At 43.8% G+C, this 23,652-nt stretch carries 32 protein-coding genes and 1 pseudogene; 30 read left to right on the top strand and 3 right to left on the bottom strand.

Translation table 11 applies throughout. The features are described from left to right. From PR725_RS21310 to PR725_RS21290, 5 genes and pseudogenes are all read left to right on the top strand, one after another. Positions 1–582, top strand: a pseudogene (locus PR725_RS21310) (replication endonuclease); the annotation flags it as partial. Continuing rightward, positions 579–815 carry a hypothetical protein gene (locus PR725_RS21305; RefSeq protein ID WP_094961857.1) on the top strand — a complete coding sequence of 79 codons (237 nt, stop codon included), beginning with the start codon at positions 579–581 and terminating at the stop codon, positions 813–815. The pseudogene PR725_RS21310 and the gene PR725_RS21305, both read left to right, overlap by 4 nt. Further along, a complete protein-coding gene (locus PR725_RS21300) occupies positions 802–1,065 on the top strand; it encodes a hypothetical protein (RefSeq protein WP_094961858.1) in 264 nt (87 codons plus the stop codon). Before PR725_RS21305 ends, PR725_RS21300 begins: the two co-directional genes overlap by 14 nt. A gap of 11 nt (positions 1,066–1,076) precedes the next feature. Next, positions 1,077–1,769 (top strand): terminase large subunit domain-containing protein, encoded by a 693-nt coding sequence (locus tag PR725_RS21295; protein WP_214196030.1) that lies wholly within the window; start codon positions 1,077–1,079, stop codon positions 1,767–1,769. Between the two features lies 1 nt (position 1,770). After that, positions 1,771–1,995 (top strand): hypothetical protein, encoded by a 225-nt coding sequence (locus PR725_RS21290; RefSeq protein WP_214196028.1) that lies wholly within the window; start codon positions 1,771–1,773, stop codon positions 1,993–1,995. Positions 1,996–2,481: 486 nt separating this feature from the next. On the opposite strand, the gene PR725_RS21285 is transcribed toward PR725_RS21290, so the two are convergent. Then, positions 2,482–3,519 (bottom strand): phage portal protein, encoded by a 1,038-nt coding sequence (locus PR725_RS21285; RefSeq protein ID WP_272570394.1) that lies wholly within the window; start codon positions 3,517–3,519, stop codon positions 2,482–2,484. After that, entirely contained in the window at positions 3,519–5,276 is a 1,758-nt protein-coding gene (locus PR725_RS21280) for a terminase ATPase subunit family protein (protein WP_272570393.1), read from the bottom strand. Before PR725_RS21280 ends, PR725_RS21285 begins: the two co-directional genes overlap by 1 nt. A gap of 175 nt (positions 5,277–5,451) precedes the next feature. Here PR725_RS21280 and PR725_RS21275 point away from each other — a divergent pair, with 175 nt between their 5' ends. The 25 genes from PR725_RS21275 to PR725_RS21155 all read left to right on the top strand — a co-directional run bounded on the left by PR725_RS21275 (position 5,452) and on the right by PR725_RS21155 (position 22,977). Further along, positions 5,452–6,279: a GPO family capsid scaffolding protein gene (locus PR725_RS21275; protein WP_272570392.1), complete on the top strand. Its 828-nt coding sequence runs from the start codon at positions 5,452–5,454 to the stop codon at positions 6,277–6,279. A gap of 12 nt (positions 6,280–6,291) precedes the next feature. Beyond that, on the top strand, positions 6,292–7,386 hold the full coding sequence (locus PR725_RS21270; RefSeq protein WP_272570391.1) for a phage major capsid protein, P2 family: 1,095 nt from the start codon (positions 6,292–6,294) through the stop codon (positions 7,384–7,386). A gap of 3 nt (positions 7,387–7,389) precedes the next feature. After that, positions 7,390–8,046 (top strand): phage terminase small subunit, encoded by a 657-nt coding sequence (gene gpM, locus PR725_RS21265; RefSeq protein ID WP_238706824.1) that lies wholly within the window; start codon positions 7,390–7,392, stop codon positions 8,044–8,046. Positions 8,047–8,134: 88 nt separating this feature from the next. Next, positions 8,135–8,611, top strand: a complete 477-nt coding sequence (locus PR725_RS21260) for a head completion/stabilization protein (protein ID WP_265524185.1) — start codon at positions 8,135–8,137, stop codon at positions 8,609–8,611. Beyond that, entirely contained in the window at positions 8,608–8,811 is a 204-nt protein-coding gene (locus tag PR725_RS21255; protein WP_036962069.1) for a tail protein X, read from the top strand. The genes PR725_RS21260 and PR725_RS21255 overlap by 4 nt, the downstream gene beginning before the upstream one ends. Before the next feature lie 3 nt (positions 8,812–8,814). Next, on the top strand, positions 8,815–9,120 hold the full coding sequence (locus PR725_RS21250; protein WP_036962068.1) for a phage holin family protein: 306 nt from the start codon (positions 8,815–8,817) through the stop codon (positions 9,118–9,120). After that, positions 9,113–9,556 carry a structural protein gene (locus PR725_RS21245; RefSeq protein ID WP_272570389.1) on the top strand — a complete coding sequence of 148 codons (444 nt, stop codon included), beginning with the start codon at positions 9,113–9,115 and terminating at the stop codon, positions 9,554–9,556. The genes PR725_RS21250 and PR725_RS21245 overlap by 8 nt, the downstream gene beginning before the upstream one ends. A gap of 33 nt (positions 9,557–9,589) precedes the next feature. After that, positions 9,590–10,150, top strand: coding sequence for a DUF2570 domain-containing protein (locus tag PR725_RS21240; protein ID WP_272570388.1), 561 nt, complete (start codon positions 9,590–9,592; stop codon positions 10,148–10,150). Then, positions 10,134–10,562 (top strand): phage tail protein, encoded by a 429-nt coding sequence (locus PR725_RS21235; RefSeq protein ID WP_272570387.1) that lies wholly within the window; start codon positions 10,134–10,136, stop codon positions 10,560–10,562. Before PR725_RS21240 ends, PR725_RS21235 begins: the two co-directional genes overlap by 17 nt. Then, positions 10,559–11,176: a phage virion morphogenesis protein gene (locus PR725_RS21230; RefSeq protein ID WP_272570386.1), complete on the top strand. Its 618-nt coding sequence runs from the start codon at positions 10,559–10,561 to the stop codon at positions 11,174–11,176. Before PR725_RS21235 ends, PR725_RS21230 begins: the two co-directional genes overlap by 4 nt. Before the next feature lie 88 nt (positions 11,177–11,264). Next, positions 11,265–11,645: a hypothetical protein gene (locus PR725_RS21225; protein ID WP_210833964.1), complete on the top strand. Its 381-nt coding sequence runs from the start codon at positions 11,265–11,267 to the stop codon at positions 11,643–11,645. 6 nt (positions 11,646–11,651) lie between these two features. Then, positions 11,652–12,275, top strand: coding sequence for a phage baseplate assembly protein V (locus tag PR725_RS21220; protein ID WP_094961869.1), 624 nt, complete (start codon positions 11,652–11,654; stop codon positions 12,273–12,275). Continuing rightward, the gene (locus tag PR725_RS21215; RefSeq protein WP_036962053.1) at positions 12,272–12,613 is read left to right on the top strand and encodes a GPW/gp25 family protein; all 342 of its coding nucleotides are present in this window, start codon (positions 12,272–12,274) and stop codon (positions 12,611–12,613) included. The genes PR725_RS21220 and PR725_RS21215 overlap by 4 nt, the downstream gene beginning before the upstream one ends. A gap of 2 nt (positions 12,614–12,615) precedes the next feature. Further along, positions 12,616–13,527: a baseplate assembly protein gene (locus PR725_RS21210; RefSeq protein WP_272570385.1), complete on the top strand. Its 912-nt coding sequence runs from the start codon at positions 12,616–12,618 to the stop codon at positions 13,525–13,527. Beyond that, the gene (locus PR725_RS21205; RefSeq protein ID WP_272570384.1) at positions 13,520–14,131 is read left to right on the top strand and encodes a phage tail protein I; all 612 of its coding nucleotides are present in this window, start codon (positions 13,520–13,522) and stop codon (positions 14,129–14,131) included. The genes PR725_RS21210 and PR725_RS21205 overlap by 8 nt, the downstream gene beginning before the upstream one ends. Beyond that, complete coding sequence (locus PR725_RS21200; protein WP_272570383.1) at positions 14,128–15,570, top strand: phage tail protein; 1,443 nt, start codon at positions 14,128–14,130, stop codon at positions 15,568–15,570. The genes PR725_RS21205 and PR725_RS21200 overlap by 4 nt, the downstream gene beginning before the upstream one ends. Next, on the top strand, positions 15,570–16,187 hold the full coding sequence (locus tag PR725_RS21195; protein ID WP_272570382.1) for a tail fiber assembly protein: 618 nt from the start codon (positions 15,570–15,572) through the stop codon (positions 16,185–16,187). The genes PR725_RS21200 and PR725_RS21195 overlap by 1 nt, the downstream gene beginning before the upstream one ends. A gap of 122 nt (positions 16,188–16,309) precedes the next feature. Then, positions 16,310–17,482, top strand: coding sequence for a phage tail sheath protein (locus PR725_RS21190; protein WP_272570381.1), 1,173 nt, complete (start codon positions 16,310–16,312; stop codon positions 17,480–17,482). Between the two features lie 2 nt (positions 17,483–17,484). Then, entirely contained in the window at positions 17,485–18,000 is a 516-nt protein-coding gene (locus PR725_RS21185) for a phage major tail tube protein (RefSeq protein WP_036962042.1), read from the top strand. Between the two features lie 9 nt (positions 18,001–18,009). After that, the gene (locus tag PR725_RS21180) at positions 18,010–18,318 is read left to right on the top strand and encodes a phage tail assembly protein (protein WP_036962040.1); all 309 of its coding nucleotides are present in this window, start codon (positions 18,010–18,012) and stop codon (positions 18,316–18,318) included. Between the two features lie 14 nt (positions 18,319–18,332). After that, positions 18,333–18,452, top strand: coding sequence for a GpE family phage tail protein (locus PR725_RS21175; RefSeq protein ID WP_036962273.1), 120 nt, complete (start codon positions 18,333–18,335; stop codon positions 18,450–18,452). Then, entirely contained in the window at positions 18,445–21,144 is a 2,700-nt protein-coding gene (locus tag PR725_RS21170) for a phage tail tape measure protein (RefSeq protein ID WP_272570380.1), read from the top strand. The genes PR725_RS21175 and PR725_RS21170 overlap by 8 nt, the downstream gene beginning before the upstream one ends. A gap of 2 nt (positions 21,145–21,146) precedes the next feature. Further along, the gene (locus tag PR725_RS21165) at positions 21,147–21,593 is read left to right on the top strand and encodes a phage tail protein (protein ID WP_102140831.1); all 447 of its coding nucleotides are present in this window, start codon (positions 21,147–21,149) and stop codon (positions 21,591–21,593) included. Continuing rightward, positions 21,590–22,687 (top strand): phage late control D family protein, encoded by a 1,098-nt coding sequence (locus PR725_RS21160; protein WP_272570379.1) that lies wholly within the window; start codon positions 21,590–21,592, stop codon positions 22,685–22,687. The genes PR725_RS21165 and PR725_RS21160 overlap by 4 nt, the downstream gene beginning before the upstream one ends. A gap of 71 nt (positions 22,688–22,758) precedes the next feature. Further along, positions 22,759–22,977 (top strand): ogr/Delta-like zinc finger family protein, encoded by a 219-nt coding sequence (locus PR725_RS21155; protein ID WP_102140616.1) that lies wholly within the window; start codon positions 22,759–22,761, stop codon positions 22,975–22,977. A gap of 68 nt (positions 22,978–23,045) precedes the next feature. Here the strand turns inward: PR725_RS21155 and PR725_RS21150 are convergent, their stop codons facing one another. Further along, on the bottom strand, positions 23,046–23,399 hold the full coding sequence (locus PR725_RS21150) for a hypothetical protein (RefSeq protein ID WP_048606821.1): 354 nt from the start codon (positions 23,397–23,399) through the stop codon (positions 23,046–23,048). Positions 23,400–23,652: the final 253 nt, after the last annotated feature.

Here is a 23,652-nt window from a genome sequence, read left to right as displayed (position 1 = left end):
AAAACGCGTGACAGAAAGTATCAAATCGTCAAGAAAAGCGCCGTTGACGTTGACCTTAATCTTTTAAGAAGCGACAGCGGAGCGCCTCGGAGTCCTGTCAATAACTGTAGATCGCGGATCACATCCAATCTATCAGATGTGCAATTTTACGAGCCTGAGCACGGCTCAGGTGAAGTATGCAACATTAGAGAATACGGTTTCGCGTTTATAGAAACCGATGCTCAAAACGCCACTGAGAGCGAAATATTACAGAGAAATCAACAAAGACAGATTTCAAACATTGAAGTAAGTGAGATCGATAAGGAAATTCAGTCGGAAATTATCAATTTTGCCAACGAAGTCGGCATTAATTTCGATATTCCACAGATTAGAACCATGTTCATTAACGGTTTAGGCGTGAGTGATGAGCTGCATTTTATAAAAGTCGATGGGGAACGGCTGAGATTGAGCTTAAACGAGAGTGGGAAAGAACTGCAAAAAATGGAATTAACGGCTCAAAAAGAAACCATTAGTGAAAAGTACAGGCAACGATATACCAATGCGTTAATGCGAATTAATAAGTTGAGAGAGGAAAACAAATGAGTGATGGAATAATTATTTCTTTAATTGTTTGGGGGATAGGTGCTTTGTTTTTTTGTACATCCATTATTTGGCATTACAAAAGGAACCCAAACGATAAATTACCTGTGTGGGCAACCATTCTGATTATTATTTTTTGGTTTGCTGCATTAATTATGGCGCTATTACTTCTATTAGCGTTATGGATTGACAATAAATATTTTACTAATGAGGATGATAATAATGAATATAGATAAAGTGATTATTAAATTAAATGAGTTAAATGAATTAGACCCAAAAGCAACCTACGAATTATTTAGTAGATATGTAGAAGTGAGTGAAAAACTAGCGCAATCAGACTGTTCTTTTGTATGCGGTAAAAAGGCAGAAATATTTGCTATGGGCTTACTGGGTGTCATCAATGGGCTAATTGATAATGGCGTAATTGCCGCTGATATCGATTTCAAAAAAGAAAAAATAATTAATTTTGTTCGTTTTGATAAGTAGGAACTTTTATCATGTTTAAAATTAATGTAACAAATGAATTATTAATAGAATTAGCTTATAAAATGCATACAGATGTAAATGATTGGCAGGAGCGTTGGAGTAACAATCAATTTCATCGTAATAGAGTATTAAACAAAGCGAGACAAATTGGGTCATCATGGTATTTTTCATTGGAAGCACTGAATGATGCATGCTTAACAGGAAGAAATAAAATATTTATAGGCGATGCCCTGCTTATTCAAAATGAAATCCAATATTTGTGCCATCATGCAAATCAAATGAAACATGAAGATTTTATGGATTATTTTAAAGAAAATGACAGATTAATTATTAAGTTAAATAATGGAGCAAAAATTTATTTTATTACAACAAAGTTTCCAGTTGTTGCCGATATTACAGGGGATGTGTATGTTCCTGAATGGTCGTGGAATGAAAATCCAGCTGAAATTTTAGCGCTAGCTAAAGGTATAGCAAACCATACAAAATGGCGTAGAACATTTTATTCAACTCGGAGCAAACTAGACAAAGCAAGCCAACTAAATATAGGGGCTTGCAATAGTGAAAATGTTTTTATTGATAGAGTTAATTTGTTCCAAGCGACATTGGATCATGTGACGTGCTATGACAACATACAAAAGGGCAGTAAGAGATTTCATCCGGAAGCATTTGGGGAAATGTACCTTTGCGCGTTTTCAGGAGGTTAATATGTATGGATATAAACCACTAAAACAACATCAAGAGCACTTAGATAGTGAAAAAAGACGACAGTTAATGAATTTCATCAATAATGTAGACAATCTAATTATACAAGACGGACTGAAATTGAATGAAATATTACGATGTTTTGGCATCGTTATTGCGAAACATAAGTCACTTGATGAAATGACACTAACGAAAATAGAAGTAAATTTGCCGCCAAAGAAACCCTAATCCAGACCGCCGTAAGGCGGTTTTCCTTTTTGTTTTTCATGACGCACAAATTTCGCAATTTCCTGCCCAAATCCGCAAGATCAAAAAAGGATCGTTACCATTGCGAAGTACCACCTCTGGCGCGGTTCTGACGATCTCTTGCACCTGCATGAAAACCGACCTATTTAGTGGGCAGGCGTGGCGGGGCTACGATTGCGCGGCGAGGTGTTTATTGTTAAATATCCGTCCGCAAAATCTCTGAGCCGTCACAGCGTTAAAATCAAATTTCTATAACTAGATAGCAATTAATTTTGCACGCTTTGTGGTGGCGTATAGTGCGTTTAAATCGCTATTTGATGGGGGTAATTTATTGCGGATTCGTCTTGGTGAGTTAGGTTTGGTATAATACAGTGGGGTTCTATTATTATTTAGGGCATCGAGATCATCTACCTACGGGCAAAAAAAATACCGCCTCAGTGGGCGGTATCATTGAATTTACGCGTGATATTATTCGTCGTCCAAGTCTAGAGAATACTTTTCAAACTTTATAATTTCCCCACCAAACCAATCATTCAATTGCATCATCTTACTTTGTAACGGCATCAACTCATTGCGCACAAATACTTTTGCCGCTTTCTCAACATCACCAAAGCCGCCCACATTTTCAGGAATGATCCCCATGATTTGTGGTGGCACGCGGTGTGCCGCTAACATATCGTCACGACTTACATTTTTAATATTAAGGAATTCATCTTTTGCGGCAGCTTCGGAAAGCGGAATTGTTTGGATACCGTCTTTCTTTCCCCCTGGTGCGTACAAAAATAAATTGCGAAAATTCCCTGGTCCTTTACTGCTTTTGAGTGCTTCACGAATTTTATCCACATCATCAGTTTTTTGTGCCGCATCACTGATATACAAGATATAACCCGCGTGCGAACCGTTCAGATAATACTTGCGGCGAAATAGTGTTGCCGACTCATTGAGCAGTACGGAGGGGATTGCCGCGAGATATTCCGGCAAGCCGTATAACTCTTGGTTAATATCCGGCTCAATCAAATGAAACACTTTGCCCGTTTGAAATTCATACGGTTTAATATCGTAGCCATATTGCACAAACCAATAAGTTTCTAAGTCAACACCGCGGCGGGTAAACTTAGCCGGCGAATGTTTAAAATTCAGCGACTGCCCCAGACGGTTATTTCGTTCTTCAAGATACCCATTACCAAACAGTAAAAAATCTAATGCCCAACTATCAAACGCCTGACGACTTAAATATTTATTAGGAATAAAGGTACTGGTGAGAATATTACGTTTTACATAAATTGCGCTGCTATGGTGTGGGGCTGCGCGGAACGTGCGCGCAAGGCCATTAAAACTAATTGGCGGCTCATAGTAATTATCAATTTGCACACATTCCAAATAATCAAAAATTTCACGCTTATCAAGTACGGGGATTGGATCACCGAAAGTGAATGCTTCCATTGATGCGCTGTCGGTTTTTTGCGCCAGTGTTTGTGATTGGCGTTTTTTATTTTTACGGCTCATTAAAAGACCTCGACGATATTATGTTGATTGTGATTTTCACCGGTGATCGGTTCGTTATAAAGGGCGTGCATGGTTGCCCATGCTAAATCTGCGTGGCTGGCTTCTTCGCTGCGGTCAGCTTCATAAGTTGGGCGGTTACCACTGGCGGTAGTGGCACGGCGAATGGCCATAAAAGATTGCGTGATATCATTACTACCCGCGTCATATTCCAACCGGTTATGGCTAATCACGTCATAAGCTTTAAGCACCAATGCATTTTTTAAGGCAGGGTTATAGACAAATTCTTTTGCCGCAGGGAAAAATTCCCGCACATTTTGCAGGACACCATGGCCAATACCTGTGGAGTCAATCCCGATGTATTGCACGTTGTAACGCTCGGTGAGTTCTTTTATCGCGTCCGATTGCGCGCGAAAATCCATGCCACGCCATTGATGATGCTCAAGTATGCGAAACTTACCGCCTTTGTGTAGCGGTGGCGCAATCACCACGCAACCCGCACTATCTCCGTTTTGAGTACCTTTCGCGGGGTCATAACCAATCCAAACAGGGTGATAAGCATAGGGGCGTATCATTAACGGCTGAACGTCGTCCCATATTTCCCAACTGTCCACCATGCATTTTTGCATTAACTGCAAATTAAAGATGGATGCAATATCATCGACAAACTCACACATCAGCAAGTTTTCGAATTCATCAGGGCTATATTCTAAATAGAGCTGATCAATATCGAATAAATTACAGCCGCCGCGCATGGCATCCTCAATGGTGACAATTTGCCGCCACTGGCCATCCCCACACATCATGCCATTCACTAACGCTTGATGGCTGATATCGACCTCAACGTGATCGGCTTTACGACGACCACGATTAAAGAGCTTTCCAGACCAGAACGGATACGCGCTGTGTGTTAATGCGGATGGGGTCGAAAAGTAGGTTTGACGCCATTTCTTGTGCATGGCCATACCGGAGGCGACTTTGCGTAATTCTTGGAATTTGGGTATCCAGAAATACTCATCAAGATATAAATTACCGTGGTAACTCTGCGCGGTACGGGCATTGGTGCCAAGAAAATACAGTGTTGCGCCATTAGGCAAAACTATCGGATCACCTTTTAAGTCAACATCAACCTCTCGCGCCATATCAATAATGTAGCCTTTGAATACGTGCGCTTGGGCTTTACTAGCCGATAAAAATATTTGGTTTCGACCGGTAATGAGTGCATCCATAAAGGCTTCACGAGCGAAAAAGTAAGTTGCCCCGATTTGGCGTGATTTTAAGATGTTGCGAATTCGGTGTTGATGGCCGGCGCCGTACCATGCTTTCTGGTACTCAAACATATTTTCACGAAAGATTTCTTCCAGCTTTTCAATCTGCTCTTCGCTAAATAAATTCTTCTCAGGGGCGCGGCGTTCACCTTTATTGCGATTGGCCAGTTTCGGGTTCAAATCAACCTCATTGCCGCCGTTTTGGTACTTGTGAATTTTGGCATGCCGCTCTACTTGGCGATAAAGTAAGTCGATTTCTTTAAAGTCTTTCCCCTCTTTATTTTCTTTACTCAATAGCGTACAAAGTCGCATCTCCAGCGTCATTTCCACGCGATCAATGGGGGTGATTTCATCCCACTTATCGCGGCGTTTCCAACTGTGAATTGTCGCGGCCTTTTCCTTGAGAGCCTCGGCAATACGCGCGATGCGATACCCACTAAAGTACATGTGCATGGCGCGTTTTCTTGGGTCAAAATCGTGTAATGTTTTCATGTCGCCAGATTACTGGCTCACACGACCAATCGCCCCGAGCTGCCATTGTGTCATTCTCCACACAATGGCAAAGCATTGTTTCTTAGCCCTTATCCCTGAAAACATAGGCTCATTATTTTTTTATTTACGCATGAAATTTATCTACGTATGAAATTTAATTGCCGGAGCCTGAGCAATGACAAAAAAATCTAAACCTGTGCGCCTTTGTGTTGAGGGAGCCACAACCGATGGACGTAAAGTGCAGCGCGAATGGCTCACTGATATTGCCAAAAATTACGACCCATCCGTTTATGGTGCTCGGATCAACATGGAGCATCTAAATTATGAATGGATGCCGCGCTTTGGGGATGTGGAATCTGTTTATACAGAAGAAATCAGTGAAGGTGCTCTGAAAGGTAAGCTTGCTCTATACGGGATTTTATCACCAACAGATTCATTAATTGAGATGAATCGTAAGCGTCAAAAGGTTTATACCTCCGTTGAAATCAACCCTAATTTTTCCGATATGAATTCGGCCTATTTGGTGGGCTTAGCTGTCACGGATAACCCTGCCAGCCTTGGCACGAGCATGTTGGAATTTAGCGCGGGTGCAGATAAAACCGCGACTTTCTCAGAACGCAAGCAAGATAAAGATAACGTCTTTACGGCGGCGGAAGAAACGGTGATTGAATTTACCGAAGAAGAAAACAAACCAGAAAAACCCAGCTTGAAAGATCGCATCATGGCGAAATTCAGTCGCGAACGTCAGCGCAATGATGTTGAACTCAATGACATTCACCAAGCGGTAGAGCTTTGCGCGGAAGAGCAAACCGAAACTGCACAAAAGCTGACTCAGCTTGAAACACAAGTTAAAGCGTTATCGGGTATCAAGCAAGAAAATGAAACCCTGCGCAGTGAGCTGGACCAACTCAAAAAAGATTTGAGCCAGCAAGATAATCAGCAACACCGCCCCACGTCTTTTGGTGGCAATACAACCAACACTGAAAACCTGACTGATTGCTAAACGGGAAAAACAATGAGAAAAGAAACAAAAGTTAAATTTAACGGTTACATGACCCGTCTAGGTGAGATTTACGGTGTTCAGCCACACGAATTCACAGATTCAAAAGTGGAAATTGAGCCTTCGGCAGCCCAAAAACTGGAAAGCAAAATTCAGTTAAGCGCCGTCTTTCTGACCAAAATTAATATTGTGCCTGTCAAAGACCAAGTGGGCGAAAAAATCGGCCTCGGCATTGGCTCAACGGTTGCCGGCACGACGGACACCACCAAACAAGACCGCGAACCGACTGACCCAACTCAATTGGCCAAACAAGGCTATCACTGCCGTCAAACGAATTTCGATACCGCTATCCGTTACGAAAAACTGGACATGTGGGCGATGTTTGAAGATTTTCAGCGCCGTATCCGCGATGCCATTATTCAGCGTCAAGCCCTTGACCGTATCATGATTGGCTTTAACGGGACACATCGTGCTGCAACCTCAAACCGCGAAGTCAATAAACTCCTGCAAGACGTGAATGTCGGTTGGTTACATAAAATTCGCCTTGAAGCCCCTGAACATGTTTTAGGTTCTTCAACCGATAAAGACACCAACCAAATTACCCCAGAGCCTATTAAAGTGGGTAAAGGTGAAGAGTATGAAAACCTTGATGCATTGGTCATGCAAGCCGTTGACCACGCGATTTCAGAAGTGTACGCCGACGATACCGATTTAGTCGTTATCTGTGGCCGCTCACTTTTAGCCGATAAATATTTCCCTATCGTCAATCGTGATCAAGCCAATACCGAGGCGTTAGCTGCGGATGTGATTATCAGCCAAAAACGCCTCGGTGGATTGCCGGCGGTACGTGTTCCCTATTTCCCGAAAAATGGAATGCTTATCACACGATTAGATAATTTATCTATCTACTGGCAAATCGAATCACGCCGCCGTCAAGTGATGGACAATGCCAAACGTGACCGTATCGAAAACTACGAATCAGTGAATGAAGATTACATTGTTGAAGATTACGACTGTGTGGCGTTGATTGAAAACATTGAGCTGACGTCTGGAAAACCGGCGGAGCCAACTGAGCCGGACGAAGTAAAAGACGCGCCAACCGGAGAATAAGCTGTGAATCCGTGGGAACGAAAACGCATGCAGGTTGAAGCCAAGAACGTCAGCGCCTATGGCGTTCTTGCTGACCCCTCGGCAGCAACACAAGTCAAATTGATGTTGCGCCAACACATGCGTGATTTAGGTAAAACCCAATCATTTGAACGTAAAGCCGCGTACAAACGTAAAGCCTTACCGCTATACGAAACGTGGATCACTGAAACATTAAAAGGCAATTCTGGCGTTCAAGATGATGTTTTGATGTACCTCATGTTGTGGAGTTTTGACGCGGGTTTGTACGCGCAAGGGCTAGATATTGCGGAGTATGCATTAAAACACAAGCTCGCCATGCCGTCAGGCCAATCTCGCACAACCGGTTGTGCTATTGCCGAAGAAATGGGAGATAGAGCCAAAGAAGCTTATACCGCAAAAAATCCCATTCCATTGGATATCTTGCAGCGCACCATGACATTAATTGAGCATGAAGATATGCCCGATAAAGTCCGCGCCGAGCTACATAAATGGCTCGGTTACAGCTTGCGCGATAATGATTTTCCGCAACCGGCTTTATGTGAATTAATGCGTGCCCTTGAGCTCAATGAGCGCAGTGGGGTTAAGCAGGATATTAAGAATATTGAAAAGTTTTTGTCAGCAAAAAACAGAGCTGATGAATAAAGAACGTGCCAACGCGCAAGGCGGCGCGAGATAAGAAATTTATTTTTCGGACTCTCGCCCACCGCCTACCTATTTTTAAGGTGACCTTATGGATTTTGTTTCGCCCGAACCCGCTAATGAAAAAGACGAAACGATCACCAGTGGTGATTTTTGGCCTGTGATTAATACCCGCGCATTTCGGGAATCAATGCGAGTTGACGGTACGGTCACCCAAAGCCGATTAATTGAAGCCTTAAAAAACGCCATTATCGAAACTAACCGTGAATTATCTCGCTTTCAACAGCAAGAAATCCACTTGGGCTATACAACGTTAGACGCGGTTCCGGCCAGCAAAATCACGCATGGGGAGATTGACGTATCGGAATTAGTGATCCTTTATCGCCGTGCCGTATTCAGTGCGGCAAAAGCAAACTTAATCGAACGTTACCGCGATATAGACACCACGCCAAACGGCAGCAAAAAAGCCGATGCCTTAGAGACGAATATTGATGATTTACAGCGTGATGCTATCTGGGCAATTCAGCGCATCAAGGGCACGACACACAATATTGTTGAATTGATATGAAAACCAGAACGATAAAAGGTGACACCGTAGACGGGATATGTTGGCGATTTTACGGCAGAACGACAGGCATGACCGAGGCTGTTTTGTTAGCGAATCCCAATCTTGCCGAACAAGGCGCGGTGCTACCTGCGGGGCTATTGATTGAGTTACCTGAAATTACCGAAGAGCCGGTACAGCCACTTATACAGCTATGGGATTGATACATGTTTGATAAAGATCCGAACAGTTTCGGTATCGCACAGTGGTTATTAATGCTCTTCATTTCAATGTGGGGAGGTGTTGTGAGATACATCATTGACGTTAAAACGAATAATGCCCCGTGGAGCTGGTTTGCGGCTTTTATGCAAATGGTCGTTTCCGGCTTTGTCGGGTTGTTAGGCGGATTGCTCTGTATTGAGGGCAATCAGAGCATTTATATCACCCTATTCACCACCGGTGTATTTGGTGCGATGGGAAGTATCGGGCTTTCCTATTTATGGTCACGCTTTACTGGAGGAAAACATGTCTAACGTACCACGCGGCATACGCAACAATAATCCGGGCAATATTGATTATAACCCGAGAAATCCATGGCGAGGAGAGTTGGCCTTTGACCCTAGCATTGAGCCCCGTCATAGCCGCTTTGGGAAACCTGAATACGGTATTCGCGCATTATTCAAGCTGTTGCGGACCTATTCAACCTATGCGGGAAAACAAGGGGTTGGTTGCGGTAAAATTGATACGGTGGAAGAAATTATTGAACGTTGGGCGCCGGCAAAAGACCGCAATAATACAGAGGGTTATATTAATCGTGTCTGTAAAGAAACGGGCTTTGGCCGTCGTGATTGCCTTGATGTCTATGACAAAGAAACGGCATTCAAAATCGCTAAAGCGATAGTCCATGTTGAAAATGGTCAGCAGCCATACAGTGATGAACTGTTTGAAAAAGCTTGGGCGATGTTGTGATGCTTGAACCCAATAATGCGAGACGAAAAGCTTATGTTTAATATGAAAAAGTGGGTAATCGCTTTCGCATTATTCCTTGTCGCCGGTGTCATATTCGCCGGCTGGCAAGGTCTCAAAAAAATAGATCGACTCAATGAACGAGTCGGCATACTCACGGCAGAAAACCAACAACTTTCGTTAGACGTTGATAAAAAATCCGCGCTGATCTCTGAGCAATCATTAAGTTTTCACCGTGCAAATCAAATCGCGGGTGATGCCTATCGTCGCGGTATTATTCAACGCGCCGCCGCCGAGGAAAGAAAAATTGAATATAAAACCCTTCTTAAAAACGAGCCAACGTGTGATTTACCTGTGCCTAAGTATCTTGCTGATCGGGTGCTCGACAACGCCTACCGTATCCGTGCAAACGCAATGCGTTCCCATTCCGAAAACACTCACCCAGCAAGTACCACCACCTCTACCGGACGGGTTCTAACTTATTGCGATTTGGCTTTGATGGTTGACCCTTTACTTGCAGCCTTAGAAACCGCCAATATTCAGCTAGGTGCAATTGAGCAATTTGATGAGGAACGGAACCGTGAAAAAGCTCATTAACTTACGGGAATATTTAGACAGCAAAATTCCATTTCTCAAAGATAACCCCGAAAATTTATACTTGTTTGTTGAAAACGGGCGGATTATTTCTACGTTAGAAGAAACGCCCAGTTTTGAATATGAATACACCGCTAATATGATTATTGAGCGCTATAGTGGTGACCAAAATGTCTTAATTGCGGTAGTCAATGATTGGCTAAGAAAAAATCAATCCGATATTTCAGCGAACCCCGCAAAGCGGCAACAAGATTTTAGATTTGAGGCGGTGATTTTAGATAACAAAACCGCCCACATCAGTATTGATTTAAATCTCACCGAGCGTGTATTAGCGATTGATAACGACGGCAAATATGTGATTGAGGCTACCCCTGAGCCGGCTAACCCGTTTAATGAATGGCCAACGACACGATGAATGATGATACTTTGCGTCAACTTGACAGTGAATTAACGCATTTATTAAATCGCATGTCGCAAGGCCAGCGCCGGCAGCTCGCCAAAGAAATCACTCGCGATTTACGCCGTTCTCAAATTAAGCGCATTTCACAACAAAAAAATCCGGATGGCAGCCCATACACCAAACGCAAAGCGAATTTCGTCACGGTACAGCGTGAGATCCAATTTGTGTGGTACGGTCAAAAACGTACCTTACGGAACTGGCGTGGTAATAGCAAAACAATCACTGGCCAAGACGCGAATAAAAAAGCCCAGCGCTCATTTCGTAAATCAGATATTCAGCGCTATATCAGTATCAAAAAAGATAAAATCAGTACAGAGCGCAAAACCAAGCAAACCCGCATGTTTAAAAAACTGGCCACCGCCCGTTTTTTACGCGCCTATAATAGCGATAAAAAAGCCGTCATTTATTTTTTACCTTCCGCAGCAAATATTGCCGGTGTACACCAGTTCGGTTTAACCGAGCGTATTGGCAATGCAAAAATAACCTATCCATCACGCCAGTTGTTAGGGCTCACTCCGCAAGAAATCAGGCATATTGAAAGTCAGATTATTGATTTCCTCTCTCGATAATGTGTATCACCGACTGCACAAAAGGCAGTAGCTGCAATCAATACACTATCAATGGCACGCTTAAGAAAATCATTTTTTTGAGGTTGTCATGCGCAAATTTATTCCGCTTTTACCTGTGGGGCTTTTTATCTTTATTTCAATTCTGGCCATTAGTGTTGATGACTATAAAGTCGTTGCAGGTGCAGAGGTCGTTAGAATTCTTGTGAATATCTACGTGATAGCAATATTTTTCTCTTTTAGCCCTAATTTAGAAAGTGGCTCTCATTCTTGTACATTAAAAGGAATAACGAAAAGTCTAATTCCTTTTAATCTAAATATTTACCGGTTAGTCATCGTATTAAACGTTATCGCTGCATTCCTATTAATTGTTACCAAGCAATGGATTTCTATTCCATTGCTCATAGTCTGGTTTGCTTATCAGTACTGGTTTAGAAAAACAATTTTATCAGCCATTAACCCCGAGGCTTGATATTTAATGTCTGCCGAGATTCGTCGCTTAATCAGAAATCTGATCCGCATTGGCATCGTGACAGATGTGAATGCTAAGAAAGGCTGTCGTGTACAAATTGGAAGCTTAGAAACCGACTGGCTAAATTGGATCACCTTGCGTGCTGGTAATACTCGCACCATGAATGCACCTAGCGTGGGTGAGCAAGTTCTTATCCTTGCTTTAGGCGGCGAACTTACCACGGCATTTGTGCTAACCGGTATCTTTTCCAATGAACATGCCGAGCCGACCAGTTCACTCACAGCAGACCACCGAACCTATTCAGATGGGGCAATCATTGAATATGAACCCGCCACTGGTGCATTAATCGCAACAGGAATTAAAACGGCCACGATTGACGCTAGCGAACAAATTAATGCCACAACAAATGTAGTTATCGTCAATGCAAGTAAACAAATTAACCTTACCACTCCAACGGTGATTTGCTCACAAAACCTCACCTGCGCCACGCTCAATGTCACCGAGGGCGGTGAAATGACGGGTAATTTTACACACACCGGCGGCGCGATTAAATCCAATGGTATTACGTTGCATGATCATACTCATGGCGGTGTACGTAGCGGCGGAGAATCCACAGGAAAACCCCAATGAGATATTGCGGTATGAGTCGAGAAAATGGAAAGTGCCTTTCCGATATTGAGCATATACGCCAATCTGTGCGCGATATCTTGATCACGCCTATTGGCTCACGCATCGCACGGCGAAATTATGGTTCGCTATTATCAGAACTTATCGACCAGCCACAAAATCCCGCGCTGAAATTGCAGTTAATGTCAGCGTGCTACACCGCATTGTTGAAATGGGAGCCACGCATTTTATTAACTCGCATTAGCCTAAATAGCACCGAGGCTGCGCAGATGATTGTGGATATTGAAGCCACAAACCAAGACACCAATCAGTCACTTAATTTTTCGGTCAATGTGAGGTAACGATGGCAGCCAGTATTGATTTAAGTTTATTACCGGCACCGGATGTGGTCGAAACGTTAGATTATGAGGTGCTCTTTGCCGAACGCAAAGCCGCACTAATTGGTGCGATGCCAGCAGAACAACGGGAAGCCATCACCCGCACCTTAGAATTGGAATCTGAGCCGTTAACCAAATTATTGCAAGAGAGCTGCTACCGTGAATTGATTTTACGTCAGCGCGTTAATGAAGCGGCTCGCGCAAGTATGGTGGCCTTTGCCACCGGTGCCGACCTTGACCAACTCGCGGCCAATAACAACGTGAAACGCCTGATGTTATCAGCCGGTGATGAAAACGCTATCCCACCGATTGCACCGGTGTATGAGTCAGATTCTAATTTACGCATGCGTATACCGGCCGCTTTCGAAGCGTTAAGCGTAGCTGGCCCGATTGGCAGTTATGAATATCACGCACGCTCTGCCGATGGTCGGGTTTCTGACGCTTCTGTCATTAGCCCGCTACCGGCTCATGTCACGGTTACCGTTTTATCCCGCGAGGGGAACGGCAGCGCACCGGCTGATTTAATTGAGAAAGTGAATATTGCGTTAAACGATGAAGACGTTAGGCCGGTTGCTGATCGTGTGACAGTGCAATCAGCAACCATCGTTAACTATGAAATAGACGCGGTGATTTACTGTTATCCCTCGCCTGAATATGAGCCGATCATGGCAGCGGCAGAAGAACAAGTGAGACGCTATGCGACACAGCAACACCGGCTAGGCCGTGACATTGTACTCAGTGCCATTTATGCCGCGCTACATGTGCAAGGCGTGCAACGTGTCGAACTGAAAAAGCCGGCTGCAGATATCAAACTGGATAAAACACAGGCCAGCTTCTGCACACAAATTAATGTGGCACTAGGGGGCTCGGATGAATAATCGTTTATTGCCTGTTGGCTCATCACCGTTAGAGCTAGCCGCGGCAGAGTCATTGGCACAGATTGAGCGCGTGCCTATTCCTATTCGTGAACTTTGGAACCCTGATAAATGCCCCGTGCATTTGCTGCCGTATCTGGCGTGGGCGTTCAGTGTTGACCGATGGGACAAAAACTGGTCAGAAAAAGCCAAACGGGATGCCGTTAAAGCCGCCATGTTTATTCATAAACACAAGGGCACGATTGGGGCATTGCGCCGCGTGGTTGAGCCGTTGGGTTATTTAATCCGCGTGATTGAGTGGTGGAAAACTAATGAAACTGCCGGCACATTTCGCCTAGATATTGGAGTACTGGAAACCGGTATCACAGAGGAAATGTACCAAGAGTTAGAAGCGTTAATTTTTGATGCGAAGCCAGCGAGCCGTCATTTGGTTGGGCTCACTATTCAACTAGAAACCCGCGGTGAATTTTATTGCGCAGCATCCAGTTACACCGGTGACTCATTGACTGTTTACGCGTATACACCGCCTTTAATTTCTGTTTCTGGCCTTGATGTTCAAGGCGCGGCTATTCACTTAATTGATGAAATGAGGATTAATCCACAATGAAATACTTTGCCTTACTCACAAAATTAGGTGAGAACTTATTAGCCCAAGCGACAGCGCTAGGCACAAAACTTGAATTAACACACATGGCGGTCGGTGATGGCGGCGGGAGTTTGCCAACGCCGGATACCAATCAAACTAAATTAATTGCGGAAAAACGCAGAGCCGCCATTAACACATTGTTTATTGATGAACAAAATAAAAATCAAATCATTGCTGAACAAATTATTCCTGAACAGGATGGCGGTTGGTGGATACGTGAGATTGGGTTATTTGATAAAGCCGGTAATTTAATTGCGGTAGCAAACTGCCCCGAAACGTACAAGCCACAATTAGCGGAGGGCTCAGGCCGTACGCAATCTATTCGAATGGTATTGATTGTCAGTCACACTGAATCGGTCACATTAAAAATTGACCCATCAGTTGTACTCGCAACTCGCGAGTATGTGAATACTGAAATCACAGTGCTGGACAAAAAAATTGATGCGCTATCAGCACAAACCAAGCTGGATTTAAATAAAAAATTCGATAAAGCAAATATTTCAGGCCAGAAAGGCAACGATAACGACAAAGTGCCTAGTCTGAATTTATTCACGACTGAGATTGGTAAGCTTGCCGTGCTTGGGTACAGCTATTCAAAAACTGAATCAGACGGCAGATATCAACCTAAAGGAAATTATGCCCCTGCGGGTGACTATGCAACCAATGCAGCATTAACCAACGGCCTTGATAAGAAGTTTGATAAAACAGGTGGAAATATTGCGGGCTCAGTTATTGCAACGGGTGTTTTGTCCGGGCTAATTCTTCGCGCCATCAATAGTTCTAGCATTGAATTAAAGCCGGGCACTAATGATACCGCTGTTGTGACTAACATTGGTAATGGGTATAGGGCTCACTTATTCCAAGACAAGGCAGGTACACTAGCTCACACGTCAGATATTGAAACTGCAATCAATACAGCAGTTAACGTACTTAATAAAATTGTACCCGTAGGCTCGTCAATTTTTTGGAATACATCTGCGCCAGTTCCTGAAAATTTCTGGCCTCACGAGGGGCGCTCTTTCTCAGCAACAGAATATCCAGAAGCAGCAAAAATATTTCCGAGTCTTAAATTACCAGACGACCGTGGTTACGCAATTAGAGTTGCAGATAACGGGCGTGGTATTGATGCGGGGCGACAAGTTGGCTCCTATCAAGAGGATGCGATGCAAGAAATCAAGGGGGCGGTGAATGATTACTATGCAGGGGAAGGTATTGCCTCATCAGGTGCTTTTTCTGTCAATCCTGAAAAGTCATCAAGAATGATTTTGGGTGGCAATGGTGCATACAATCTATATACGAGCTCGGGCGGGCTTGTTTTTGATAGCGGCAAAGTGACAAGAACCGCAAATGAAACACGAATGAAAAACGTGGCAAAAATATTAATTACGAGAATGAAATAATGAAATACACAACTGAAATTCAAAAAGCACAGTTTGACGAGCAAGGATTAGCAATTAGAGCAGGTTGGGCGGAGGTTTATCTTTGTGATTCAATGACGCGTGAATACACTCGCGCATCACTGGATAATGTTCCATTCGGTGGTTCAGTCGTCGCCGATGCTTACTTAGATAAGCCAGAAATTCCAACTGAGTCAGGTATTGCTATTATACGTAGCGAAGATGAGAAATCATGGCTTTATGTTAGTGATTATCGAGGGAAAACGGCTTACAGCACAGAAACCCGCCAACCGATTGAAATTGATTTTATTGGCGATTTGCCCGATACGCTAACTCTCTTAGAGCCGAAAACAGAATTTGATAAGTGGAACGGCAAAAAATGGGTAACAGATACTGAAGCTCAAAAAGCGGTATTAGTTGCACAAGCCGAGCAGGAAAAAGCACAGCGATTAGAGGAAGCGAATGCCACTATCACGTATTTAAAAGATGCCATTGAAGTCGGTCTTGATAATGACGATTACCAAGCAAAATTAACAGCGTGGAAAACATACCGTGTTTTGTTAAATCGTGTTGATACTTCACTCGCACCAGATATTGATTGGCCTGAAAAACCCGAATAACATTAATCTATTCTGAGCCCCATCAACGGGGCTTTGTTTCATCCCTCACACAATCCCCATTTCGTGCATTTGCGTTAACCCCAACCCAAAATTGAGCTATTGCAAAATAGAGGACGCTAGTAATGGCTCAAGATTATCACCATGGCGTGCGAGTGATTGAACTCAACGAAGGCACGCGACCTATTCGCACCATCAACACCGCTATTGTCGGAATGGTGTGTACTGCTGATGATGCAGACACAAAAGCCTTTCCACTCAACACACCCGTTTTAATCACTGACGTGAAAAATGCCGCGGGTAAAGCCGGCGAAACTGGCACGCTTGCACGCTCATTAGATGCTATCGGTAACCAATCAAAACCAGTTACCGTGGTTGTGCGTGTTGAGCAAGGCGAAAGCGAAGCAGAAACCACTTCAAATATCATTGGTGGCTCTACACCCGATGGCCGCAAAACCGGCTTGCAGGCATTAACCGTGGCGCAAGGCCGTTTAGGTGTTAAGCCTCGCATTCTAGCCGCACCGGCTCATGATACACAGGCGGTTTCATCAACGCTCGCCGGTATCGCGCAAAAAATGCGTGCCATGGCTTATATTAGCGCCTATGGCAGTAAAACTATTTCAGATGCCATTGATTACCGTAAAAACTTTAATCAACGTGAATTAATGTTGATTTGGCCTGAATTCCAAAGTTGGGATACCGTCGCGAATGCAGAGAATAATATCTACGCCACCGCATGTGCTTTGGGTTTACGTGCCAAAATTGATAATGAAATCGGCTGGCATAAAACCTTGTCTAACGTAGGCGTTAATGGTGTCACGGGCATTTCTGCCGATGTGTCATGGGATTTACAAGACCCTGCCACCGATGCCGGCTTACTTAACGAAAACGATATCACCACGCTAATTCGCAATAACGGCTTCAAGTTTTGGGGCTCCCGTACTTGCTCAGATGATCCTCTATTTGCCTTTGAGTCCTACACCCGCACCGCGCAGGTATTATCAGACACCATCGCCGAGGGGCTAGACTGGTCCATTGACGGCACGCTCAATCCCTCACTGGCTCGTGACATTATCGAAAGTATCAATGCAAAACTGCGCAGCATGACAACGCAAGGCTATTTGTTAGGCGGTGAATGTTGGTTCGATCCAGACGTTAACACCAAAGAAGAGCTGAAAAGCGGCAAGTTATACATTGATTATGACTATACAGCCGTACCCCCACTGGAAAACTTACTGTTACGTCAGCGTATTACTGACCGCTATTTATTAGATTTTGGCTCAAAAATTAAGGGGTAATCATGGCCTTACCACGCAAACTTAAAGATTTAAATTTATTCAATGAGGGTGAAAGTTATATGGGGCGTATTGAAGAAATCACGCTACCGAAAATCACCCGTAAATTTGAAACCTATCGCGGCGGCGGCATGAATGGCGGCGTCAAAATTGATATGGGGTTAGAAGATGATGCGCTCTCAGCCGAATTAACTTTCGGGGGTTTAGAAGCCCAGCTCTATAAGCAATGGGGGATCACTCAAATTGATGGTGTCATGTTGCGCCTCAATTGTGCTTATCAACGCCAAGATACCAAAGAATACACCGCCGTTGAGGTCGTGTTACGGGGGCGATTCAGTGAAATTGACTCCGGTAATGGCAAGGCTGGTGAAAATACCCAAGTCAAAGCGCCTTTTAATGCCACGTATTACAAACTCATTTGGGATGGTGAAACACTCATTGAGATTGACTTACTCAATATGATTGAAAAAGTAGATGGTGTTGACCGCTTAGAAGAACAACGCGCCGCATTAGGTTTATAGGAAAAGTAAATGACTGAACCAGTAGAAAAAAATCAAATCACCGTGACGCTAGATGAACCCATCACGCGTGGAACAACCACAGTGACAGAGATTGTGGTACGTAAACCCAATTCTGGCGCATTGCGTGGTGTTCGTTTAGCCGCACTGATGGAAATGGATGTGGATTCGGCGATGTTGGTATTACCCCGCGTCACCGCACCGGCATTGACGAAACCCGAATTAATCATGATGAACCCAGCCGATATGCTGAATTTAACCAAAGAGCTTGTGCTTTTTTTGTTACCGAAGTCGGTGACTATGGATTTCCAGAACGATTAACCGTGAATGATTTAGTGGCAGATATTGCCACTATTTTTCACTGGTCACCGGCTGTCACCGATGAATTTTCCCTAACTGAATTATTAGAATGGCGTTATCACGCCCTTAAACGTAGCGGTGTAGAAGATGAGTAAAGATTTACGTTTACAGGTGATTTTAAGCGCCGTCGATAAATTCACGAAACCGTTTAAGAGCGCCCAAGCGTCGAATAAAAAATTGGCGGAAACCCTCCGCCAATCTAAACAACAACTCAAAGAGCTCAACAACCAAGCCAAGCAAATTGACGGGTTTAAGAAAACCAAGCAATCCCTTGATAGTGCTAGTCAAGCGTATCAACAGGCTACCGCCAAAGTTAGCCGGCTCGCACGTGAATTATCCACCGTTCAAAATCCCACGAGGGCCCAATCACGGGAGCTTGACCGCGCAAAAGCGGCGGCCGCAAAACTCAAAGCTGAAACCGGCACACTGAGTGCCTCATTGCAGCGCCAACGGGAAGCCCTAAAAGGCAGTGGTATTTCAACACGCCAGCTAAGCCAAGCTCAAATCAAATTAAATAGCGACATTGCCAGCACAAGCCGGCGATTACAGCAACAAGAGCAGCAACTAAAACGGGTGGCCAACCAAGAAAAGCGAATGTCTGCGGCAAAAAATAGCTATCAAAATGCCATGGGCGTACGTAATAAAATGGCCGGTAGCGGCGCGGGTATGCTTGCATCCGGTGTGGGGCTAGGTTATGCGGCTAAAAAAGTCTTAGTACCCGGCTATGATTTTGAAATCGGCATGTCGAAAGTGCAAGCCTTAACTCGCCTTGATAAAAATTCTGACGACTACAAGATGTTAAGGGAGCAAGCGCGAGACCTTGGGGCAACAACCGCATTTACCGCTAATGAAGTTGCACAAGGCCAAGCGTTCTATGCCATGGCTGGTTTTAAGCCAGAGCAAATTAAAAATGCCATGTCCGGTACTTTATCCATGTCATTGGCCGGTGATATCGACTTGGCCACCACGGCTGATATTGGTTCCAACATCTTGACCGGCTTTAAGCTGAATTCTAATGAAATGAACCGTGTCAGTGATGCCCTTGTTGCCACCTTTACCCGTTCAAACGTCAACCTCACGATGCTCGGTGACACCATGAAATATGTAGCGCCAGTGGCATCAGGTCTTGGTGTTGATATAGAAACAGCAGCCGCAGCCGCGGGAAAACTGGGTGATGCGGGTATTCAGGCTAGCATGGCGGGTACAGGATTAAAATCTATTTTAGGTCGTTTGGCTGAACCACCTAAAATGGCAGGTGAAGCTCTTGATAAACTGAAAATTAAAACCCGTGATTCAAAAGGTAACTTGCGTGAATTTACAGATATACTTGTTGAACTAGATAAAAAAACCAAAAAAATGGGTAATGCAGAACGTGCGGGATTATTCAAGCATATTGCGGGCGAAGAGGCATTTGCAGCCCTAACGGTACTTGTTGACCAAGCAGGAAGCGGACAATTACAAACTTTAATTGCTGAAGTTAAAGCCGCCAAAGGGGAAGCGGAAAAAGTCGCCAAAACCATGACAGATAACCTTGATGGCGACTTAAAAAACTTAACCTCGGCTTATGAAGATGTAGGAATACAAATTTTTGGCGGTGCAGATAGCCCTTTGCGGGATATCACTAAACGAGTCACAGACCTCATTTCGAAGTTTGGTCAATGGGCAAAGAAAAACCCTGAACTGGTCAAACAAATCACCATGATCACCTTGGGGTTAGGTGCGGTGCTGGCCGTTGGTGGCGGTATCACATTGATGATTGCTGCGTTAATTGGGCCACTCGCCATGGCAAAATTAAGTCTGTCCGTATTAGGTATCAAAGGCAGCGGTTTTCTATCATTACTGATTAAGCCTATTAAGTTAATTGGAACGGCATTTATGATGCTAGGTCGTGCGCTATTAGCTAACCCGATTATCTTATTTATCGCAGGGATCGCTGGCGCGGCTTACCTGATTTATAAATATTGGGATGATATTGTCCCTTACGCGAAAGGGTTGTGGAATTTAGTCACGACCATTTTTAAAGATGCATTTGAAGCGATAAAATCACTCATTTTAAATTGGACGCCAGCTGGATGGATTTATAAGCATTGGGATAGCATTGTGTCTATTACCGTCCGTATGTGCTCACTCCTCAAGAAAACCATTTCTGAAAAGTGGGATCAGATTGTCGCGGATGTTAAAGGCTTACCGGAACGCTTTAAACAAATTGGCGGTGAGATCATTGATAGCCTGAAAAATGGCATTCTGGAAAAGTGGGAATCACTGAAAGCCCAATTTGCCGAACTCAAGCAAATGGCGACGAATATTTTGCCTGACTGGATGCTCTCGGATGAAACCAAAACTGTCCGCGCCATGTCACAAGTGACCGTTATTCAAGCCGGTATGAAAAATGCGGGCATGTTCGACAATGGCGGATTTATCCCACGTGGACAATTCGGCATTGCGGGGGAATATGGACCCGAGCTTGTTAATGGGCCAGCTCATATCACTAGCCGGAGAAAAACTGCTACACTGGCTGCGGCGGCATTAACCATCGGCTCTATGACCGCGACAGCAAAACCCATCCATCCTTATGCTTTACCCGCAAATAGCTATCAATCCGCGCCAACAACTATAAATCAAAGCAATCACGCGGCAAATACTGCGCCGGTCACTATCAATGTTTATCCATTACCGAGCCAGTCAGCAAACGATATTGCTAGAGAAGTCGCTAGACAATTAGAGCAAAACCAACGACGTGAACAGGCAAGACGACTGAGTCGGTATCAAGACAGCGAGGACGATTAATTATGGCAATGGCAGCACTAGGCTTGTTTGTCTTTCAATTAAATACAACGCCTTACCAGATGATGCAAATTAACCAAAAATACCGTTATGGGGTGAATAATCGTGTCGGCAAGCGCCCCGCAGTTCAATTTATCGGCCTTGATAATGACGATATCACATTAAGTGGCTCATTATTCCCGTCACTGACTGGCGGCAGACTGTCATTGCTGGTATTGGAACAAATGGCAGAAACGGGAAAAGCATGGTCGCTGATTGATGGCTCAGGCACTATTTACGGTATGTTTGTGATTGAAGAAATCACTCAATCGAAAAGTATTTTTTTTGATGATGGCTCGGCCAGAAAAATTGATTTTACGCTGAAATTAAAACGCACGGATGAATCGCTGTCTCAAATGTTTGGCGATCTAGGTCAGCAACTCAATGATATTCGCGGAGCCTTACCGCTATGAGTTTTTTAACCAAAGATGAACTAACCCCTGCTTTTGTGCTCGCGGCAGGCGGTGAAAATATTAATAGCCTGATTCAGGGGCGTTTAATGTCATTAACCATGACTGATAACCGCGGCTTTGAAGCTGACCAATTAGATATTGAATTAGATGACAGCGACGGAAAACTCGCCTTACCTAAACGTGGAGAAACCTTATCATTGCATCTTGGTTGGAAAAACGAACCGCTGATCTACAAGGGGACGTTTACGGTTGATGAGGTTGAACATAGCGGCGTGCCAGATAAGCTCACGATCCGTGGTCGTAGTGCGGACTTTCGCGACACTTTAAACGTCAAGCGTGAGCAGTCTTACCATCAAAAATCGTTGGGCGATATTGTACGCACCTTGGCGGAACGCAATAAGTTAAAGGCGGTTATTGATGAAAAGTTAGATAAAATTAAACTCGCTCATATCGACCAAACCAACGAATCGGACGGCTCATTTCTCACACGAGTGGCGAAATCCGAGGGGGCAATCGTCGCGGTTAAAAACGGGAATTTACTGTTTATGAAACAAGGCCAAGGCTTAACCGCCAGTGGTCAGCCCATTCAAACTATGCACATTACTCGCTCAGTCGGTGACGGACACCGTTTTTCACTGGCCGATCGTGGTGCATATACCGGTGTTATTGCTAACTGGCTTGATACACGTGAGCCGAAAAAGAAAAAAGCAGTGACGGTAAAGCGTAAGCGAAAAAGCAAACAACCTGCAAAACCCGCCAAACCGAAAGAAAAACAAGGGGAATATTTAGCCGGCGAACAAGGGAACGTCCTGACGCTTTCCCATACTTATGCGACTAAAGAAAACGCCGCTCGAGCCGCAAAAGCCAACTGGGAAAAAATCCAACGTGGTGTTGCGTCATTTTCGATTCAACTCGCGGTTGGTCGTGCAGATCTCTACCCTGAAATGCCTGTCACCGTCAGCGGATTTAAACCCGAAATTGATAACGCGGACTGGACATTAACGCGAGTCGTTCATTCACTGAATGACAGTGGTTTTACAACCGCATTAGAGTTAGAGGTGAAAATTTCGGATTTAGATATAGCTGACGAATAATTTTTTAGACTGTATAAAAACACATGATATAATTCACATAACATCAACATCATGACAAAAGGTAATCTATCATGATGAATTGTCCAGAATGCGGTCATGCTGCACATACACGTAGCTCCTATCAAGTCTCATCCGAAACCAAAGAACGTTATAACCAGTGCCAAAATATTAATTGTGGTTGCACATTTGTCAGTCACGAATCAGTGACCAAAATTGTTGTTAAACCTGCACATATTAATGTTGTTGAACCGCATCCGAACAAATATCAACAACCCTCTTTAGCATTATAGAAATCAAAGCCCCTCAATTGAGGGGCTAATTTTTGAAAACCTGATACATTCAGAGTGTAATGCGGATACTAATATTGGCCTTGAGATGCTACACCTGCAATAACAGCCGTCATTGTAGAGAAAAAGAAAAGGAAAAATACCGCAGTAAGGATAATAGATAATATGAAATACACTAATCCGGCTCTATTCCATGTCTCTTGTACTTTCATAAAAGTTTCAACAGAATCATAATCCCCATTTTTCCAAGCCCATTCATTACCTTTGAAGCCACAAACGAAAATCCAAATTAAATTAAAAACAGGTATTAAAGCAAGTAAAGGAAGGTATGACTTATTACCAAACCCCCAGATAATGTTGAAAACAAAAGCCCCCCAATTCCATCTCTTAATTTCTTGAGGTACTGCTTTATTCGTGTATGACATCTGAAATCCCTATATGTAAGTAAAATAGCAATAAAAAATCTGCAACATGATACATGACGAAGATACATAAGTTAAATTTTCATATCCACACATAAAGATATCAATTTGAACTTGCGCCTAAAAAATAAACCCCTCAAGCGAGGGGTTTATTAGTCTATAATATTAAGTGTGGTCGATATGTGGACATCGGCAGAAATAAATCCTTTTATTTCATATAATTAAACCACTATAGCAAGGCCAGCAATGCTGGCCT

This window comes from Providencia sp. PROV255 (assembly GCF_028478065.1).
Classification (GTDB): domain Bacteria; phylum Pseudomonadota; class Gammaproteobacteria; order Enterobacterales; family Enterobacteriaceae; genus Providencia; species Providencia rettgeri.
The sequence above is the reverse complement of the archived record's forward strand: the minus strand, read 5'-3'. Positions and strand labels throughout refer to the sequence as shown.

What these genes read in the sequence shown, in the direction of transcription:
- PR725_RS21305 (WP_094961857.1), top strand. Translation starts at nt 579, where the DNA reads ATGAGTGATGGAATAATTATTTCTTTAATTGTTTGGGGGATAGGTGCT.
- PR725_RS21300 (WP_094961858.1), top strand. Translation starts at nt 802, where the DNA reads ATGAATATAGATAAAGTGATTATTAAATTAAATGAGTTAAATGAATTA.
- PR725_RS21295 (WP_214196030.1), top strand. Translation starts at nt 1,077, where the DNA reads ATGTTTAAAATTAATGTAACAAATGAATTATTAATAGAATTAGCTTAT.
- PR725_RS21290 (WP_214196028.1), top strand. Translation starts at nt 1,771, where the DNA reads ATGTATGGATATAAACCACTAAAACAACATCAAGAGCACTTAGATAGT.
- PR725_RS21285 (WP_272570394.1), bottom strand. Translation starts at nt 3,519, where the DNA reads ATGAGCCGTAAAAATAAAAAACGCCAATCACAAACACTGGCGCAAAAA.
- PR725_RS21280 (WP_272570393.1), bottom strand. Translation starts at nt 5,276, where the DNA reads ATGAAAACATTACACGATTTTGACCCAAGAAAACGCGCCATGCACATG.
- PR725_RS21275 (WP_272570392.1), top strand. Translation starts at nt 5,452, where the DNA reads ATGACAAAAAAATCTAAACCTGTGCGCCTTTGTGTTGAGGGAGCCACA.
- PR725_RS21270 (WP_272570391.1), top strand. Translation starts at nt 6,292, where the DNA reads ATGAGAAAAGAAACAAAAGTTAAATTTAACGGTTACATGACCCGTCTA.
- PR725_RS21260 (WP_265524185.1), top strand. Translation starts at nt 8,135, where the DNA reads ATGGATTTTGTTTCGCCCGAACCCGCTAATGAAAAAGACGAAACGATC.
- PR725_RS21255 (WP_036962069.1), top strand. Translation starts at nt 8,608, where the DNA reads ATGAAAACCAGAACGATAAAAGGTGACACCGTAGACGGGATATGTTGG.
- PR725_RS21250 (WP_036962068.1), top strand. Translation starts at nt 8,815, where the DNA reads ATGTTTGATAAAGATCCGAACAGTTTCGGTATCGCACAGTGGTTATTA.
- PR725_RS21245 (WP_272570389.1), top strand. Translation starts at nt 9,113, where the DNA reads ATGTCTAACGTACCACGCGGCATACGCAACAATAATCCGGGCAATATT.
- PR725_RS21240 (WP_272570388.1), top strand. Translation starts at nt 9,590, where the DNA reads ATGTTTAATATGAAAAAGTGGGTAATCGCTTTCGCATTATTCCTTGTC.
- PR725_RS21230 (WP_272570386.1), top strand. Translation starts at nt 10,559, where the DNA reads ATGAATGATGATACTTTGCGTCAACTTGACAGTGAATTAACGCATTTA.
- PR725_RS21225 (WP_210833964.1), top strand. Translation starts at nt 11,265, where the DNA reads ATGCGCAAATTTATTCCGCTTTTACCTGTGGGGCTTTTTATCTTTATT.
- PR725_RS21220 (WP_094961869.1), top strand. Translation starts at nt 11,652, where the DNA reads ATGTCTGCCGAGATTCGTCGCTTAATCAGAAATCTGATCCGCATTGGC.
- PR725_RS21215 (WP_036962053.1), top strand. Translation starts at nt 12,272, where the DNA reads ATGAGATATTGCGGTATGAGTCGAGAAAATGGAAAGTGCCTTTCCGAT.
- PR725_RS21210 (WP_272570385.1), top strand. Translation starts at nt 12,616, where the DNA reads ATGGCAGCCAGTATTGATTTAAGTTTATTACCGGCACCGGATGTGGTC.
- PR725_RS21205 (WP_272570384.1), top strand. Translation starts at nt 13,520, where the DNA reads ATGAATAATCGTTTATTGCCTGTTGGCTCATCACCGTTAGAGCTAGCC.
- PR725_RS21200 (WP_272570383.1), top strand. Translation starts at nt 14,128, where the DNA reads ATGAAATACTTTGCCTTACTCACAAAATTAGGTGAGAACTTATTAGCC.
- PR725_RS21195 (WP_272570382.1), top strand. Translation starts at nt 15,570, where the DNA reads ATGAAATACACAACTGAAATTCAAAAAGCACAGTTTGACGAGCAAGGA.
- PR725_RS21190 (WP_272570381.1), top strand. Translation starts at nt 16,310, where the DNA reads ATGGCTCAAGATTATCACCATGGCGTGCGAGTGATTGAACTCAACGAA.
- PR725_RS21185 (WP_036962042.1), top strand. Translation starts at nt 17,485, where the DNA reads ATGGCCTTACCACGCAAACTTAAAGATTTAAATTTATTCAATGAGGGT.
- PR725_RS21180 (WP_036962040.1), top strand. Translation starts at nt 18,010, where the DNA reads ATGACTGAACCAGTAGAAAAAAATCAAATCACCGTGACGCTAGATGAA.
- PR725_RS21170 (WP_272570380.1), top strand. Translation starts at nt 18,445, where the DNA reads ATGAGTAAAGATTTACGTTTACAGGTGATTTTAAGCGCCGTCGATAAA.
- PR725_RS21165 (WP_102140831.1), top strand. Translation starts at nt 21,147, where the DNA reads ATGGCAATGGCAGCACTAGGCTTGTTTGTCTTTCAATTAAATACAACG.
- PR725_RS21160 (WP_272570379.1), top strand. Translation starts at nt 21,590, where the DNA reads ATGAGTTTTTTAACCAAAGATGAACTAACCCCTGCTTTTGTGCTCGCG.
- PR725_RS21155 (WP_102140616.1), top strand. Translation starts at nt 22,759, where the DNA reads ATGATGAATTGTCCAGAATGCGGTCATGCTGCACATACACGTAGCTCC.
- PR725_RS21150 (WP_048606821.1), bottom strand. Translation starts at nt 23,399, where the DNA reads ATGTCATACACGAATAAAGCAGTACCTCAAGAAATTAAGAGATGGAAT.